The organism is Pseudomonas sp. SORGH_AS_0211 (assembly GCF_031453455.1).
GTDB lineage: Bacteria > Pseudomonadota > Gammaproteobacteria > Pseudomonadales > Pseudomonadaceae > Chryseomonas > Chryseomonas aestiva.
Map to the genome: position 1 here is coordinate 3,915,890 of NZ_JAVIZV010000001.1, position 16,897 is coordinate 3,932,786.

The following is a 16,897-nucleotide window of genomic DNA, read 5'->3' on the forward strand; positions in this document are numbered from 1 at the left end:
ACCGGGTGGGGCTGCGCTTAGAAATCCAGCGACAGGCCCAGGCCCACGCCCTGCTGATGGGTATCGCCCGCACCGGCATAGCTGTAGCCGCCGCGCAGGGTCAGCTCCGGCGTCAGCCGCTGGACCACGCCCAGACTCAGCCGGGTGCGGTCGCTGTCGGGCTGATAGCCGTCCAGGGTGTAGTCCAGACCTGGCACGCTGTTCAGGCGCATGGTCACATCGCGAGTGCCATCGGCGAACTCCCGCTCACGGCCCAGATCGGCGAACAGCGCCGTGGCCGGTGCGAGTTGCCAGCGGCCCTGCAGGCCCAGCCCCAGCCGCCGCGAGGTGCTCGACTGGTCGTCGAATTCCAGCGCCGTGGCGTCATTGCCGCGCTCCCGGTAGCCGTCCACCTGGACACGGGCATAGTCGGCGCTGAGATAGGGACTCAGGTGCCAGGGGCTGCCGGCCGCTGCCAGGTCATAGCCCAGGCGCGCCGAGAGGGCGCGCAGATCGCCGTCGGTATCGCCCTGCTCGCTGCGGGTGGTCGGGCCAAGCGCGAAGCGACGGCTCAGGTCGTCATAGTCCAGCCGGCCACCGGTGGCGGTGAGATCGCCCCAGAGGCGTTCGCCCTGGTACTGGGCGAAGGCACTCAGCAGATAGCTGTTGAGGCGATAGTCGGAATCGGCCGCGCCGGGCTCCAGGTGCTGGCGCGCGACGCCGGCGGCCACGCCGAGGCGCCACTCCTCGCTGATTCGGTAGCTGCCGCCCAGGTCCAGGCTGTAGCCGTTGCCATCGCCACCGGCGGTGCTGCGCTGGTCGTCGACGTCCAGGCGCCGCGCGCTGGTATCCACATAGCCCTGCCAGCGTCCCACCGGCTGCCAGGCATGCCAGTCGCCCAGCCAGCGCTGGTGCAGGCCGTCCTGGTGCGCCCTGAGGGTGGACTGGGCCATCTCCGGCAGCAGGGTGACCTCCCAGGGCGCCGCCAGCAGCGAATAGGCGTAGTCGGCGATCAGTCGCTGCCCGGTGATGGTCGGGTGGACGCGGTCGTTGAACAGCAGCTGGCTGGGATCGGCCGCCGCCGCGCCCAGGCCATAGGTGGTGTTGCGGGTGCAGCTGTCGCCGCTAAAGCAGGTGCCGGTCAGATTCTGCCCGCTGGCCAGGCCATAGCGCCCCGGTTCGGCCACCACCTCGGCGAGCAGCTGGGGCACGTTGAGGCCGATGATCTCGGCGTCGATGCCGGCCAGGCGCGCCACCAGCGCCTGGTTGTAGACCCGGCTCAGGGCCGAGCTGGCCGCCTGTTGCGGCGAACCGGCCAGGGCCGGGGTCTGGCCGATGTCGGGCAGCAGCCAGACCACCATGTAGCGGGCGCCGGCCTGCTGCAGGGCGGCAACGCCGTCACCCAGGCGATTGGCCGCGGCCGCCGCGGTGGCCGGCGAGGTGACCAGTCCCTGGAGGAAGTCGTTACCCCCGCCGCTGATATAGAACAGGGTGTTGGGATCCAGGCTGAGTCCCTGGCTGGCGAGTCCGGGCAGGTAGCCGTCCCGGCTGCGCAGGGTCAGGCCCCCTACCGCCACCACCGAGCCATTGCGAGCGGTGATGGAATCGCGGATCTGCGCCGTGGTGTAGCCGCCCGTGGCCCAGTTGTCGCCGTCGCTCAGGCCGATCCGCTGGTTGATCAGCGAGGTGGAGGCGTCCAGGGTGCGGACATCGAAGCCCAGTTGCTGGCCGAGCAGGATCGAGGACACCGGTCCGGTCACCGCGCCGCTGGCCGGGCTGTAGCCCGGCCCGACGCGGTTGGTGAATCTGAGGCTGGCACCGTTGACCCCGGTGTCGGGAAACTGCCCGGCATCGAGCAGGCTGTCGCCGAACACGGTGAAGCCACTGTAGGGATTGGGAGCCGCCTGGGCGGTTGCCGCGAGCGTCGTCGCCAGGGCGATGGCCAGCGGCAGGCGTTGCCGGAGGAAAGATGTCATGCCTGCATCCTTGATTGTTGTTATCGGAGCACGCGTCAGGGCGTGTAGCCCCACGCTAGACGGTTTTTGTGACGTTGTATCTGGGAGTGAACAAAAACTTGCAAGACGTTCATGCCGTCTGGACGGCATGCCAGACGGCTGTCGATAGTTCGACCAGGGCGGCCCGCCATGACTGTCGAGTCTGCTGATCAACCAGTGGCAGCGCTCATGGGGTGCTGACGTTGAGCGCCCGCTTGGATAGCCCCTCTCCCACGGGGAAAGGGTTGGGGGGGAGGGCTCTCTGGCGGCGAACCCCCAGTGGAAAAGGCTGCGCCGTTTTCCACGCTACGGTTTTCTCCGGGGCAATGATGCTGAGCGCCCGCTCGAATAGCCCCCTCTCCCTCTGGGAGAGGGCTGGGGTGGGGGAACGGCGAGATCTCTACCCCGCCAGCTACCTCACTGCCCCAGCTTGCCCGCCTCGCAGCCGGTGCTGGCGCACTCGCGCAGGCGCTCCTTGAGCACCTCCAGGCGGCTGTCGGTCAGGCTGACGGCGCAGTCCAGGTTGACGAAGTAGCCATCGGCCTCCTCTCGGGCACACTGGCTGTCGCGCTGCTTGATCCAGGCCAGCTGGCTCTGCTTGAGCACGGCCTGCTGATCGGCCTGCAGCTGCTTGCGCAATTCGCCATAGGTCTGGTTCAGCGACTTGTCGCTCTGGGCGAACAGGTTGCTGGCGCAGTAGACGGTGTCGAAGGCATTGCGTGGCGTGCCGCAACCGGCGGCCTGGGCCGTGGCGAGCCCGAAAATACCGGCCAGGGTGAGGGTGGCGACGAGGGTGTTCTTGAGCATGGCAGCATCCTGCAAGGAGGCCGTCCGGAGTGGCGCGGCCATGAGACCAAACCTAGCAGAACCACCGGCTCCGCGCGTCGCGCTCGCAGAAAAACAGCCAACAAAAAAGCGCCCGAAGGCGCTTTCCTGTAATACCCGGGCGGGATCAGACCTTGGAACGCTCGAAGCGCTTGCGGTCGTTCTCGTTCAGGTACTTCTTGCGCAGACGGATGGACTTCGGCGTCACTTCCACCAGCTCGTCGTCGGCGATGAATTCCAGCGCCTGCTCGAGGGTGAACTTGATCGGCGGCACCAGGGCGATGACTTCGTCCTTGCCCGAGGCGCGCATGTTGTCCAGCTTCTTGCCCTTGGTGGGGTTGAGCACCAGGTCGTTGTCACGGCTGTTGATGCCGCACAGCTGACCTTCGTAGATCTCGTCGCCCGGCGCCAGGAACAGCTTGCCGCGGCTCTGCAGGGTTTCCAGCGAGTAGGTCAGCGCAGTACCGGTGGCCATGGAGACCAGCACGCCGTTCTGACGGTTGGTCACTTCGCCGGCCTTGATCGGGCCGTAGTGGCTGAAGGTCGAGGTCAGGATGCCGCTGCCCGAGGTCAGGGTCAGGAAGTTGTTACGGAAGCCGATCAGGCCACGCGCCGGGATGGTGTATTCCAGGCGGATACGGCCCTTGCCGTCGGGGATCATGTTGGTCAGATCGCCCTTGCGCAGACCCATCTGCTCCATCACCGAGCCCTGGTGCTGCTCTTCGATGTCGATGGAGACGTTCTCGTAGGGCTCCTGCTTCACGCCGTCCTTCTCGATGATCACCACTTCCGGACGGCCCACGGCCATCTCGAAGCCTTCGCGGCGCATGTTCTCGATCAGTACCGACAGGTGCAGCTCGCCACGACCGGAGACCTTGAACTTCTCGGCCGACTCGCCCGGCTCGACGCGCAGGGCCACGTTGTGCAGCAGTTCCTTCTCCAGCCGGTCCTTGATGTTGCGGCTGGTGACGAACTTGCCTTCACGACCGGCGAACGGCGAGTCGTTGACCTGGAAGGTCATGCTCACGGTGGGCTGGTCGACGGTCAGCGGCGGACGGGCTTCGACGTTCTGCGGATCGCACAGGGTGTCGGAGATGAACAGCTCGTCCATGCCCGAGACGCAGACGATGTCGCCGGCTTCGGCTTCGGCCACTTCCACGCGCTGCAGGCCGGAGTGGCCCATGATCTTGAGGATGCGACCGTTGCGCTTGCTGCCGTCGTCGCTGATGGCGACGACCGGGGTGTTGGCCTTTATGCGGCCACGGGCGATGCGGCCGATGCCGATCACGCCGAGGAAGCTGTTGTAGTCCAGCTGGGAGATCTGCATCTGGAAGGGGCCATCCAGATCGACCTGCGGGGCCGGCACGTGGTCGACGATGGCCTGGAACAGGGCATCCATGTTGTCGTCCATCTTCTCGTGGTCCAGACCGGCGATGCCGTTCAGGGCGCTGGCGTAGACGATCGGGAAGTCCAGCTGCTCATCGGTGGCGCCGAGGTTGTCGAACAGGTCGAAGATCTGGTCGATGACCCAGTCCGGACGCGCGCCGGGACGGTCGATCTTGTTGACCACCACGATCGGACGCAGGCCGGCCTTGAAGGCCTTCTGGGTCACGAAGCGGGTCTGCGGCATGGGGCCGTCCTGGGCGTCGACCACCAGCAGCACGGAGTCGACCATGGACATCACGCGCTCCACCTCGCCACCGAAGTCGGCGTGGCCGGGGGTGTCGACGATGTTGATGTTGTAGTCGCCCCACTTCAGGGCGGTGTTCTTGGCCAGGATGGTGATGCCACGTTCCTTTTCCTGGTCGTTGCTGTCCATCACCCGCTCGTTTTCCGCTTCTTTGCGGTCCAGGGTGCCGGACAGGCGCAGCAGCTTGTCGACGAGGGTGGTCTTGCCATGGTCGACGTGCGCGATGATGGCGATGTTGCGTAGATTCTCGATCACAGTGGTGTTCTCGGTATAGAAATGAAGGAGCTTCAGCCAGCAGGCTGACAGCCGGAGATTGCAAAGGCGCGAAACGCGGCCGACCGGCACGTGGCCGGCGGGCTAGAAGAGGTCGGGAGGGCGGTGGCGGATACTGCCACCCAGCAGGCCCGGCTGCTTAGGCCGGACGATAAACGCGCACATTGGCGTGCCCTTCGGTGAGCAGGTGATGGGCGTGCAGCCGGCTCATCACCCCGCGGTCGCAATAGAGAAGGTACTGGCGATTCTCGTCCAGTTCCTTGAAACGGCTGTTGAGCGCGAAGAACGGCATGGCCTGCACCTCGATGCCGGGCAGCTCCAGCGGCTGGTCTTCCTGGGCGTCGGGATGGCGAATGTCCACCACGACCTGCCCGGGCAGCGGTTGGTCAACCTCTTCCACCTGCACGTCCTTGCCCAGCTCCTCGATCACCTTGTCGACGGTGATGAAGCGCGCGCGTTCCAGGGCGGCGTCGAGCACCGCCAGGTCGAACTTGCCTTCCTCGTGCTCCACCCGCAGGGCCTTGGCCTTGGTGGTGGGATTCACCGAGATGATGCCGCAGTACTCGGGCATGTGCTTGGCGAAGTCGGCGGTGCCGATGCGCTGGGCGGTGTCGATGATGTCCTGCTTGTGGCTGGCCAGCAGCGGGCGCAGCACCAGGGTATCGGTGGCCTTGTCGATCACCGCCAGGTTGGTCAGGGTCTGGCTGGAGACCTGGGAGACGGCTTCGCCGGTCACCAGCGCCTCGATCTGCAGCTGTTCGGCGATACGACTGGCCGCGCGCAGCATCATGCGCTTGAGGATCACGCCCATGTGGCTGTCGTCGCACTGGGTGAGGATCTGCCCCACCACTTCCTCGAAGGGCACGCTGATGAACAGCACGCGCTGGGAGCGGCCGTACTTCTCCCAGAGATAGTGGGCCACTTCCATCACGCCCAGTTCGTGGGCGCGCCCGCCGAGATTGAAGAAGCAGAAATGGCTGACCATCCCGCGCCTCATCATCTGGTAGGCGGCCACGGTGGAATCGAAACCACCGGACATCAGCACCAGCACCTGCTCCAGGGCGCCCAGCGGATAGCCGCCCAGCCCTTCGTGGTGCTCGTCGATGATGAACAGCCGCTGGTCACGGATCTCCAGGCGAACGTTCACCTCGGGATTCTTCAGGGCGATGCCGGCGCCGCCGCAGCGTTCGCGCAGGCCACCACCGACATGGCGCTCGACGTCCATCGAGGAAAAACCATGGCGACCGGCACGCTTGCAGCGCACCGAGAACACCTTGCCGCGCACCCGCTCGCCGAAGTGGCGTACGCACAACTCGAGAATCGAGTCGAAGTCGCCCAGCGGATACTCGTGGACCTCGAGGAACTGGCCGATGCCCGGGGTGCAGGCCAGGCGCTGCTTCAGCTCCGCCAGCAGCCGCGGCTCGGCGAGCGCGGTCTCCAGGGTGATGTTGTCCCAGACCCCTTCCACGCGGACATCCGGATCCAGATCGCGCAGCACGACACGAATGTTCTTCACCAGCTGGCGAATGAAATTCTTGCGCACCGGGCGACTCTTGATGGTGATTTCCGGAAAGACCTTGATGATGAGCTTCATGAGCGGGAAACGGGGGGCGGGTAACGCGAAAGAAAAGGGCGAATATCATACCTGAAAACCATCACGCACTCGAATTCAGCCGACAAAATCATCTACGGCGCCATTTAGGTGCAGAGAAGAATTTATAAGCACCAACTTGGTGCGTAGATACGTCGCCGATTGGCCTGAAAACGGCACGACTGGCGTCAGGAAGGGCTTCCAGCCCATTTGAGGGCACTGGCATACAACTTGCTCTCTTGTGAGGCAGCCGCCCCTGGGCCAGCATAGGGCGCTTTTCGTGGAACGCCGGTCGCTGACCAGGCAGTACGGAAGCGCCCCTCAAGGGCACAGCTGATACCGGGAGTACCGCCAACCGCTCCCGGCCGAAATTCCTCTGGAGGAAACCATGTCGAAGGCTGTTCAACTGATCAAAGAAAACGACGTGAAGTGGGTAGACCTGCGCTTCACCGATACCAAAGGCAAGCAGCAACACGTCACCATGCCGGCGCGTGACGCGCTGGACGAAGATTTCTTCGCCCACGGCAAGATGTTCGACGGCTCCTCCATCGCCGGCTGGAAAGGCATCGAAGCCTCCGACATGATCCTGCTGCCCGACGACAGCACCGCCGTTCTGGACCCGTTCACCGAAGAGCCGACCCTGATCCTGGTCTGCGACATCATCGAACCCTCCACCATGCAGCCCTACGAGCGTGACCCCCGTGGTATCGCCCGCGCTGCCGAGGAATACCTGAAGTCCACCGGCATCGGCGACACCGTGTTCGTCGGCCCGGAGCCCGAGTTCTTCATCTTCGACGAAGTGAAGTTCAAGTCGGACATCTCCGGCTCCATGTTCAAGATCTTCTCCGAGCAGGCCTCCTGGAACACCGATGCCGACTTCGAGTCCGGCAACAAGGGCCACCGTCCGGGCGTCAAGGGCGGCTACTTCCCGGTTCCGCCGGTCGATCACGATCACGAAATCCGTACCGCCATGTGCAACGCCCTGGAAGAGATGGGCCTGGTCGTGGAAGTCCACCACCACGAAGTGGCGACCGCTGGCCAGAACGAGATCGGTGTGCAGTTCAACACCCTGGTCAAGAAGGCCGACGAGACCCAGACCCTGAAGTACGTCGTGCACAACGTGGCCGATGCCTACGGCAAGACCGCCACCTTCATGCCCAAGCCCCTGTACGGCGACAACGGCTCCGGCATGCACGTGCACATGTCCATCTCCAAGGATGGCAAGAACACCTTCGCTGGCGAAGGCTATGCCGGCCTGTCCGATACCGCCCTGTACTTCATCGGCGGCATCATCAAGCACGGCAAGGCGCTGAACGGCTTCACCAACCCGTCCACCAACAGCTACAAGCGTCTGGTGCCCGGCTTCGAAGCCCCGGTCATGCTGGCCTACTCGGCCCGTAACCGCTCCGCCTCCATCCGCATCCCCTATGTGTCGAGCCCGAAAGCCCGCCGCATCGAAGCCCGCTTCCCGGATCCGGCTGCCAACCCCTACCTGTGCTTCGCCGCCCTGCTGATGGCCGGCCTGGACGGTATCCAGAACAAGATCCACCCCGGCGATGCCGCCGACAAGAACCTGTACGATCTGCCGCCGGAAGAAGGCAAGAAGATCCCGCAGGTCTGCGGCAGCCTGAAGGAAGCCCTGGAAGCCCTGGACGCCGGTCGCGCGTTCCTGACCAAGGGCGGCGTCTTCACCGACGAGTTCATCGATGCCTACATCGAGCTGAAGTCCGAGGAAGAGATCAAGGTGCGTACCTTCGTGCACCCGCTGGAATACGATCTGTACTACAGCGTCTGATCCCGCTGCGGTAATTGAAAGAGGCCTCCTTCGGGAGGCCTTTTCTTTTGCCCTGGGAAAATCGCCGCGACCGACGCCAGCGCGGAGCGGCCGAGCTGCCTACCTGCCCACACGACGCGCCTGCTACCCTTGATCCCCATCGCCCGGCCGAGATTCCGCCATGCCTCGCCTGCTTGCCTGCTGTCTGCTCTGCCTTGCCTGCTCCGCCCAGGCCGCGATCTACAAGTCGGTGGATGCCGAAGGCAACACGGTATTCAGCGATCAGCCCTCGGCCAATGCCAAGCCGGTGCAGGTGGCGCCCACCAATACCGTGGACAATCCACGACCGGCGCCGCCCACCCCCAGTGCTCCTGCAGCGGCGTCCCCCGCCGGTCCGGCCTTCAGCCGCCTGGAGGTCAAGGTGCCCGACGATGAGGCCATCCGTGCCAACAACGGCACCTTCTCGGTGGGGGTAGCCGTGGAACCGGCCCTGGGCCCGGGGCAGTCGCTGCAATTGCTGGTGGACGGCGCGCCCTACGGCAGCCCCGGCCAGAGCACCCGCTTCGGCGTGGCCAATCTGGAGCGCGGCGAGCACCGCTTCGCGGCCCAGGTGCTGTCCGGCAACGGCGAGGTGATCCAGACCAGTGCCGAGAAGACCGTGACCGTGCAGCGCATCAGCGTCAACAGCCCGGCCCGCTGATGCGTCCGCTGCTGATCCTGCTGCTGCTCTGCCTGCTGCCGCCCGTCCAAGCGGCGGTCTACAGCTATGTCGACAAGGAAGGCAATCGGGTCTACACCGACCAGCCACCCAAGGGCGTCAAGGCGACCCAGGTGCCGATCACGGTGCCCAACAACCTCAACCAGCAGGGCCAGCCGACCCGCAAGCTGAGTCCGACCCCCGCCGCCCCGGTGGCCAGGACCCCCAAGGCAGCGCCCTTCCGCTACCAGATGCTGCGCATCCTGGTGCCCGAGCCGGATGCCACGGTGATCGATCAGGAAGGGCAACTCATCGTCAGCCTGGTCAGCGAGCCGGCGTTGCAGCCGGGTCACAGCTACCGGCTGCTGCTTGACGACAAGGAAGCCGGTGCCGGGCGCAGTCCGGTGTTTCCCCTGGGCAACCTGGATCGCGGCAGCCACAGCCTGGTGGGGGAGATCCTCGCCGCGGATGGCAACGTGCTGGAGCGGACGCCGGCGCAGCCCTTCCACCTGCGCCGCCCCTCTCTGGAGCAGAAGCGCCTGGCCCATCCCTGCAGCGACAAGGATTGGGGCAAGCGCCCGGAGTGCCCGCTGGACCTGAAACCGCCCGAACCCAGGAAATCCTGGCTACCCTTCCTCTAGCGCACCAATTTGGTGCGCTTTTTCATTGTGCACCATCTTGATACAAATCCAGTTTTGCTCTGCCCGCCGTACGGCGGCTGTTAGTGCACGCTACAGCCATCTGCCCTAACTCGGGGCGTCTTGGTTTGCTTCTTGCATTTTCCTATCGTCCCTATAGCGCTGTGGCCCCTCATGCCTACCGACGTCATCCATCGACTCCTGCTCGACAACCTCACCACCGCGGTCATCCTGCTCGATGCGGAGTTGCGCCTGGAGTACATGAACCCGGCGGCCGAGATGCTGCTGGCCATCAGTGGCCAGCGCAGCCATGGCCAGTTCATCAGCGAGCTGTTCACCGAATCGCCCGAGGCCCTGCAGGCGCTGCGTCAGGCGGTGGACCATGCCCACCCCTTCACCAAGCGCGAGGCGCTGCTGATCTCCACATCGGGCAACAGCCTCACGGTGGACTATGCGGTGACCCCGATCCTGGATCGCCACAACACCCTGCTGCTGCTGGAAGTCCATCCGCGCGACCGCCTGCTGCGCATCACCAAGGAAGAGGCGCAGATCTCCAAGCAGGAGACCACCAAGCTGCTGGTGCGCGGCCTGGCCCACGAGATCAAGAATCCCCTCGGCGGCATCCGCGGCGCGGCCCAGCTGCTGGCGCGCGAGCTGCCGGAAGAGGCGCTCAAGGACTACACCAACGTCATCATCGAGGAAGCCGACCGGCTGCGGAATCTGGTCGATCGCATGCTCGGCTCCAACAAGCTGCCGAAGCTCGCCATCACTAACGTTCACGAGGTGCTCGAACGGGTCTGCAGCCTGGTGGAAGCGGAAAGCCAGGGTCTGATCAACCTGGTGCGCGACTACGATCCGAGCATTCCCGACCTGATGATCGACCGGGAGCAGATGATCCAGGCGGTGCTCAATATCGTGCGCAACGCCATGCAGGCCATCTCCCAGCAGAACGAACTGCGCCTGGGCCGGGTGACTCTGAGAACGCGCACCCTGCGCCAGTTCACCATCGGCCACCACCGCCATCGCCTGGTGTGCAAGGTGGAGATCACCGACAACGGTCCGGGCATCCCCCAGGACCTGCAGGAAACCATCTTCTATCCCATGGTCAGCGGTCGACCCGACGGCACCGGCCTCGGGCTCGCCATCACCCAGAACATCATCACCCAGCACCAGGGGCTGATCGAGTGTGAAAGCCATCCTGGCCACACCGCCTTCAGCATCTTCCTGCCGCTGGAATAACGAGGAGTACGCATGAGCCGTCAGGAGACCGTCTGGATCGTCGACGACGACCGTTCCATCCGCTGGGTCCTGGAAAAAGCCCTGCAACAGGAGGGCATGACCACCGTCGCCTTCGACAGCGCCGACAGCGTCATGACCCGCCTTGGCCGCCAGCAGCCGGACGTGGTGATCTCGGACATCCGCATGCCGGGGACCAGTGGCCTGGACCTGCTGTCGCGCATCCGCGAGATGCACCCGCGCCTGCCGGTCATCATCATGACCGCCCATTCCGACCTGGACAGTGCCGTGGCCTCCTACCAGGGCGGCGCCTTCGAATACCTGCCCAAGCCCTTCGACGTCGACGAGGCCGTGGCCCTGGTCAAGCGCGCCGGACAGCACGCCCAGGAGCAGCAGGGCTTCGCCGAGCCGGCGCACCTGACCCGCACCCCCGAGATCATCGGCGAGGCGCCGGCGATGCAGGAGGTGTTCCGCGCCATCGGCCGGCTCTCGCACTCCAACATCACGGTGCTGATCAATGGCGAATCCGGTACCGGCAAGGAGCTGGTCGCCCACGCCCTGCACCGCCACAGTCCGCGCGCCGCGGCGCCCTTCATCGCCCTGAACATGGCCGCCATCCCCAAGGATCTGATGGAGTCCGAGCTGTTCGGCCACGAGAAAGGCGCCTTCACCGGCGCCGCCGCTCAGCGCCGGGGCCGCTTCGAACAGGCCGACGGCGGCACCCTGTTCCTCGACGAGATCGGCGACATGCCGGCCGACACCCAGACCCGCCTGCTGCGCGTACTGGCCGATGGCGAGTTCTATCGCGTCGGCGGCCACACCCCGGTCAAGGTGGACGTACGTATCATCGCCGCCACCCACCAGAACCTCGAAGGCCTGGTGCGCGAGGGCAAGTTCCGCGAAGACCTGTTCCATCGCCTCAATGTCATCCGCATCCATATCCCGCGCCTGGCCGATCGCCGCGAGGACATCCCCGCCCTCGCCCGCCACTTCCTCGCCCGCGCCGCCCAGGAACTGGCCGTGGAACCCAAGACCCTACGCGGCGAGACCGAGGAGTACATGAAAGGGCTGCCCTGGCAGGGCAACGTGCGCCAGCTGGAGAACACCTGCCGCTGGATCACGGTGATGGCCTCCAGCCGCGAGGTGCTGATCGACGATCTGCCACCGGAGCTGCTCAACCAGCCCCAGGACGCCGCCCCCGCCGCCAACTGGGAACAGGCGCTGCGCCAGTGGGCCGACCAGGCCCTTACCCGCGGCCAGTCCAGCCTGCTGGACAACGCCGTGCCGGCCTTCGAACGCATCATGATCGAGACCGCCCTCAAGCACACCGCCGGCCGCCGCCGTGATGCCGCCGTCCTGCTGGGCTGGGGCCGCAACACCCTGACTCGCAAGATCAAGGAGCTGGGCATGAAGGTGGACGGGCCGGATGAGGAGGGGGAGGACTGAAGGTTATCGACCGTGCCGTAGGTTGGGCTGAGGCGGCTCCATCGCCGAAGCCCAACAATGCGAAAGTCTGTGCTAGGCGCGAAGTCTTATTGGCGCCTTGGCTGTTTTCCCGAGTTTTGTGAGTACCTTTTGTTTCGCCCACCCGGGCGAGTCACTTTTACCAGTCGCGGCTGCGCGCCCCGGACTACGCGTCCCGAACAAAAGTAACCAAAACCGCTGTCCCCACCTTTCGGCGTCGCTCCAGGGGCACGGCACGAAGGGGCTTCCTGCCCCTCGCGCCTTGCTCGGCGTCCTGCCTCGCAACCCACGCCACGACACCGGAACTCGGCCTCACTGACGGGGACGGGGCGCCAGCCTGAGGCTGCGGTGTTTACATGGAGAGCCAGATTCGTAGCGTGGAAAACCGCGCAGCGTTTTTCATAGTTGAGCTCGGACGTCATCCGTGGACAAGGCTTCGCCGTTGTCCACGCTACGGGCTCTTCAACCAACACTTTCAGGCTAGCGAATCGCCCCGTTCAGGAGGGCGAACGCCAGGGTCGTGGAGTGGGTCGAGCCGCAGGGATGCGGCGAGAGGCCTAACGGGCCATGGACGGCCCGTGTAGGCCGACCCCGGAACGGCGCTGGGGTGAGCGAAACGTAGCGAGGCGGAGTAACAGCCGCAGGCTGGCCCGAAGGGTGAGCGCAGCGAAGGGCCGGATGATCGGGGCAAGCGGTTTTGGTTACTTTTGTCCGGGCCGCGTAGTCCGGGACGCGCAGCCGCGATTGGCAAAAGTGACTCGCCCGGGTGGGCGAAACAAGAGCTACAAGCAGACCACGCTAAACAGCTAGGGCAACGATAAACCAAGGCACTACTGTCAGCTCCGCATTGTTGGGCTTCGCTAGCGCTCAACCCAACCTACAAAATCTCCACCCCCACAAACGCAAACCTGGCACACCTCCTGCAATACCCTAGGTAACTACCCTTTTGGGGACCTCGGTACAGGCAGGCTGGGGAATCCCCTCTTTTCTTCCCGAGGCCATCACCCAGTGTGATGGCCTCTTTTTTTCGTCTACGAAAAGCCACAAGCCTCATTCCAGAGGGCTTCCAGTGCAAAATCCGAGACGGCACGACCTTCGGCGGAAGGCGAAGCATCTGGGCAACCCGGCGCCACATCCCGTTCCGCTCTGGTGCAAACCACCAGTCCTTTGCCTGATAACGGGGCATTTCAGGGGGTCAGCGGGACCTCGACGTGGAGCACCCAGTCCTCGCCTTCCTCGACGATACGATCACTGGCCTGCAGGGCGCCGCCGACGCCTACCAGCAAAACCTTCAGGTCCTGTCCGTCCTGGCGCACCGTCCAGGAAAAGCTGCCGCCCGGCCGCGCCACCCGCCCCTGGCGTTCGCCGCCGTCCCAGCGGGCACGGGGCAGGCGCAGGCTGAGGGCGCCGTCGGGGCGATAGCGTTCGTAGAACAGCGAGCGATCGGCGGTGATCAGCAACTCGAAGCGGCCGGCTTCCTGGCGACTGTCCACCCCCAGGATGACCGGGCGGCGGGCCTCGGACGACCAGGGATCGGGATGGGTACGCTGGTACACCAGCTGGCCGATGATCATGCCGAACAGGCCGGCGCCCAGGGCCGCCGAGGCCAGCCAGAGGGTCAGGCGCTGGCGCTGGCTGCGCCATTCGGCCTTGAGCAGGTCGGGATCCTCCACCCGCGCCAGTTCGTCCCGGCGGGCGCGCTGTTCGCGCAGCAGCCAGTCGACCAGCCGGCGCCAGAGGTTCATCGCCCGCCCCCGCTCGCGACGGCGCGCCGGCGGCGCAGTACCATAGGCGCTTTGCCAGGCGCCCTGCCCTTCATGTTCGACATCATCCTCTACCAACCGGAAATTCCGCCCAATACCGGCAACGTCATTCGCCTGTGCGCCATCACCGGCTGCCGCCTGCATCTGATCGAGCCGCTGGGCTTTGCGCTGGACGACAAGAAATTGCGCCGCGCCGGCTTGGACTACCACGAGTGGTCCAGCGTGCGGACCCATGCCAGCCTCGCGGCCTGTATAGCAGATTTGCAGCCACCCCGACTGCTGGCCTTCACCACCAAGGCCAGCCATCCCTTCACCGAGATTGCCTATGCGCCGGGCGACGCCCTGCTGTTCGGCCCGGAAAGTCGCGGCCTGCCGGCCGAGGTGCTGGAGTCCCTGCCGCCCGAACAGCGGCTGCGCCTGCCCATGCTGCCCAATCGCCGCAGTCTCAATCTGTCCAACACCGTGGCCGTGGCGGTCTACGAAGGCTGGCGCCAACTGGGCTTCGCCGCACCGCCGGGCTGACCGCCAGAACCTTACTCCCAGACGCGCCGTCCCATGACCTACAGGCACATCGCCAGACCGTCACACGAGGCGCACCATGAGCAAGATCGGCAAACCCAAGGTTGAACGCTACGATGCGCCCTCCGGTGGCTGGGGCTCGGCGCGCTCGGTGACCGAAATCGTCCTGCGTGAACGGGTGCCGCTCAAGTCCGGCGCCCTGCTGGCCAGGCAGAACAAGCACGGTGGCTTCGCCTGCGTGAGTTGCGCCTGGGCCAAGCCCGGCAAGCCTCACCCGCTGGAATTCTGCGAGAACGGCGCCAAGGCCACCGCCTGGGAGGTCACCAGCAAGAGGTGCGGACCGGAGTTCTTTGCCGGCCATTCCCTCACCGAACTGCGCGGCTGGCGCGACTACGACCTGGAAGAGGTCGGACGCCTGACCCACCCCCTGCGCTACGACGCCGCCAGCGATCGCTATCGGCCGGTGAGCTGGGCCGAGGCCTTCGCCGACATCAGTGCCGAGCTCAAGGCACTGGATCCGGATTCGGTGATCTTCTACGCCTCGGGTCGTGCCGCGCTGGAGACCTCCTACCTCTATCAGCTCTATGCCCGCCTGTATGGCACCAACAACCTGCCGGACAGTTCCAACATGTGTCACGAGAGCACCTCGGTGGCCCTGCCCAAGAGCATCGGCGTGACCGTGGGCACCGTGACCCTCGACGACTTCGATCAGACCGACTGCCTGCTGTTCTTTGGCCAGAATCCGGGCAGCAACAGCCCGCGGATGCTGCATGACCTGCAGGAAGCACGCAAACGCGGCGCGCCCATCATCACCTTCAACCCCCTGCGCGAACGTGGCCTGGAGACCTTCGTCAATCCGCAATCGCCGGTGGAGATGCTGACCGACCATCCCACCCAGATCAGCACCCAGTACCATCAGCTCAAGCCGGGCGGCGACCTCGCGGCCCTTACCGGCATGTGCAAGGCGCTGCTGACCGCCGATGACCAGGCCCGTGAACAGGGCCAGCCCGCGGTGCTCGACCATGCCTTCATCGCCGAGCACTGCCATGGCTTCGCCGACTTCTGCGAATGGCTGCAACGCCAGGAGTGGCCCCAGCTGGAGCGCCAGTCGGGTCTCACCCGCAGCGCGCTGGAGGCGGCCGCCGCCGTCTATGCCCGCTGCCAGAAGGTCATCGGTATCTATGGCATGGGGCTGACCCAGCATCGCTACGGGGTGGAAACCATCCAGATGCTGGCCAACCTGCTGCTGCTGCGCGGCAACCTCGGCAAGCCTGGCGCCGGTATCTGTCCGGTCCGGGGGCATTCCAATGTCCAGGGTCAGCGCACCGTGGGTATCACCGAAAAACCGGAACTGGCGCCGTTGAAGCAGCTGGGCGAGCGTTTCGGCTTCGCCCCGCCGCAAGACAAGGGCCGCAATACCGTAGAGGCCTGCGAAGGCATCCTCGACGGCTCGGTAAAGGCCTTCATCGGCCTGGGCGGTAACTTCCTGCGCGCCATTCCCGAGACCAGCCTGATGGAGCCCGCCTGGCGCACCCTGCGCCTGTCGGTGCAGATTGCTACCAAGCTCAATCGCAATCATCTGGTGCCGGCGGACAAAGCCTATCTGCTGCCCTGCCTGGGGCGTACCGAGATCGATCGCCAGAACGAGGTGGAGCAGGCCCATAGCACCGAGGACAGCACCGGCTGCATCCACGGCTGGCGCGGCGCGGCCGAGCCGCCCGAGGGTGAGTTGCTGTCCGAGCCAGCCATCGTCGCCGGGCTGGCCAAGGCTACCCTGCCCGACAACCCCAGGGTCGCCTGGGATGCCTGGGTGGCAGACTACGCCCTGATCCGCGACGAGATCGCCCTCTCCTTTCCGGAGATCTTCCACGACTTCAATGCGCGGATGTGGGAGGTAGGTGGCTTCCATCGCCCGCTGCCGGCAGCCAAGCGCGAATGGAAGACCGAAACCGGCAAGGCCAACCTCATCGTGCCACGCAGCCTGGAAGAGGATCCGGACATGCCCGCGAGCGGGCGTGACGTCCTGACCCTCATGACGCTGCGCAGCAACGACCAGTTCAACACCACCATCTACGGCTATCACGATCGTTTCCGCGGCGTGAAGGGTACCCGGGCGGTGCTCTTCATGAATCGCAACGACATCGAACGCCTGGGCCTGGCCGAAGGCGACAAGGTGCAGGTGTCGACGGTGGCCGACGATGGCGTGCGCCGCGAAGTGGGGCCGCTGCGGGTCACGCCCTACAACATCCCGGAAGGCGCCTGTGGCGGCTACTACCCGGAATGCAACGCCCTGATTCCGCTCTGGCACCATGCCGAAGGCAGCAAGGTACCGGCGGCCAAGGCCATCCCGGTACGCCTGAACAAGCTGATCGCGGCGAACGACGGCGGCTTTCCGGTGGAGCCTGAGGGGTATGGGGCGCAGTATTAGGCCCTGCTGGAGTCTCGCCTGAGCGA

General features: G+C 65.4%; 12 protein-coding genes. 7 read left to right on the forward strand and 5 right to left on the reverse strand.

The window, feature by feature from the left end; genetic code table 11:
• Positions 1 to 17 precede the first annotated feature (17 nt).
• The 4 genes from QE393_RS18175 to thiI all read right to left on the reverse strand — a co-directional run bounded on the left by QE393_RS18175 (position 18) and on the right by thiI (position 6,355).
• The gene (locus tag QE393_RS18175; protein ID WP_273806825.1) at positions 18 to 1,955 is read right to left on the reverse strand and encodes an autotransporter domain-containing SGNH/GDSL hydrolase family protein; all 1,938 of its coding nucleotides are present in this window, start codon (positions 1,953 to 1,955) and stop codon (positions 18 to 20) included.
• Positions 1,956 to 2,390: 435 nt separating this feature from the next.
• Positions 2,391 to 2,780 (reverse strand): lysozyme inhibitor LprI family protein, encoded by a 390-nt coding sequence (locus tag QE393_RS18180; RefSeq protein ID WP_273806826.1) that lies wholly within the window; start codon positions 2,778 to 2,780, stop codon positions 2,391 to 2,393.
• A 145-nt stretch (positions 2,781 to 2,925) separates the two neighbouring features.
• On the reverse strand, positions 2,926 to 4,743 hold the full coding sequence (gene typA / locus QE393_RS18185; RefSeq protein WP_183631680.1) for a translational GTPase TypA: 1,818 nt from the start codon (positions 4,741 to 4,743) through the stop codon (positions 2,926 to 2,928).
• 157 nt (positions 4,744 to 4,900) lie between these two features.
• Complete coding sequence (gene thiI / locus QE393_RS18190; protein ID WP_273806828.1) at positions 4,901 to 6,355, reverse strand: tRNA uracil 4-sulfurtransferase ThiI; 1,455 nt, start codon at positions 6,353 to 6,355, stop codon at positions 4,901 to 4,903.
• A 385-nt stretch (positions 6,356 to 6,740) separates the two neighbouring features.
• Here thiI and glnA point away from each other — a divergent pair, with 385 nt between their 5' ends.
• The 5 genes from glnA (at position 6,741) to ntrC (ending at position 12,143) form a co-directional block, all read left to right on the forward strand.
• The gene (gene glnA / locus QE393_RS18195; protein WP_017639449.1) at positions 6,741 to 8,147 is read left to right on the forward strand and encodes a glutamate--ammonia ligase; all 1,407 of its coding nucleotides are present in this window, start codon (positions 6,741 to 6,743) and stop codon (positions 8,145 to 8,147) included.
• 160 nt (positions 8,148 to 8,307) lie between these two features.
• Complete coding sequence (locus tag QE393_RS18200) at positions 8,308 to 8,826, forward strand: DUF4124 domain-containing protein (RefSeq protein WP_310044942.1); 519 nt, start codon at positions 8,308 to 8,310, stop codon at positions 8,824 to 8,826.
• A complete protein-coding gene (locus QE393_RS18205) occupies positions 8,826 to 9,464 on the forward strand; it encodes a DUF4124 domain-containing protein (RefSeq protein WP_310044944.1) in 639 nt (212 codons plus the stop codon). The genes QE393_RS18200 and QE393_RS18205 overlap by 1 nt, the downstream gene beginning before the upstream one ends.
• Before the next feature lie 171 nt (positions 9,465 to 9,635).
• On the forward strand, positions 9,636 to 10,700 hold the full coding sequence (gene glnL, locus QE393_RS18210) for a nitrogen regulation protein NR(II) (RefSeq protein ID WP_208693123.1): 1,065 nt from the start codon (positions 9,636 to 9,638) through the stop codon (positions 10,698 to 10,700).
• A gap of 12 nt (positions 10,701 to 10,712) precedes the next feature.
• Positions 10,713 to 12,143, forward strand: coding sequence for a nitrogen regulation protein NR(I) (ntrC, locus tag QE393_RS18215; RefSeq protein ID WP_007161316.1), 1,431 nt, complete (start codon positions 10,713 to 10,715; stop codon positions 12,141 to 12,143).
• 1,205 nt (positions 12,144 to 13,348) lie between these two features.
• Here ntrC and QE393_RS18220 read toward each other — a convergent pair.
• A complete protein-coding gene (locus QE393_RS18220) occupies positions 13,349 to 13,906 on the reverse strand; it encodes a hypothetical protein (RefSeq protein WP_310044947.1) in 558 nt (185 codons plus the stop codon).
• Positions 13,907 to 13,978: 72 nt separating this feature from the next.
• Between QE393_RS18220 and QE393_RS18225 the strand changes: the two genes are divergently transcribed.
• Both QE393_RS18225 and QE393_RS18230 read left to right on the forward strand, forming a co-directional pair.
• Positions 13,979 to 14,446: a tRNA (cytidine(34)-2'-O)-methyltransferase gene (locus tag QE393_RS18225; protein WP_007161318.1), complete on the forward strand. Its 468-nt coding sequence runs from the start codon at positions 13,979 to 13,981 to the stop codon at positions 14,444 to 14,446.
• Between the two features lie 76 nt (positions 14,447 to 14,522).
• Positions 14,523 to 16,871, forward strand: a complete 2,349-nt coding sequence (locus tag QE393_RS18230) for an FdhF/YdeP family oxidoreductase (protein WP_273806835.1) — start codon at positions 14,523 to 14,525, stop codon at positions 16,869 to 16,871.
• Positions 16,872 to 16,897: the final 26 nt, after the last annotated feature.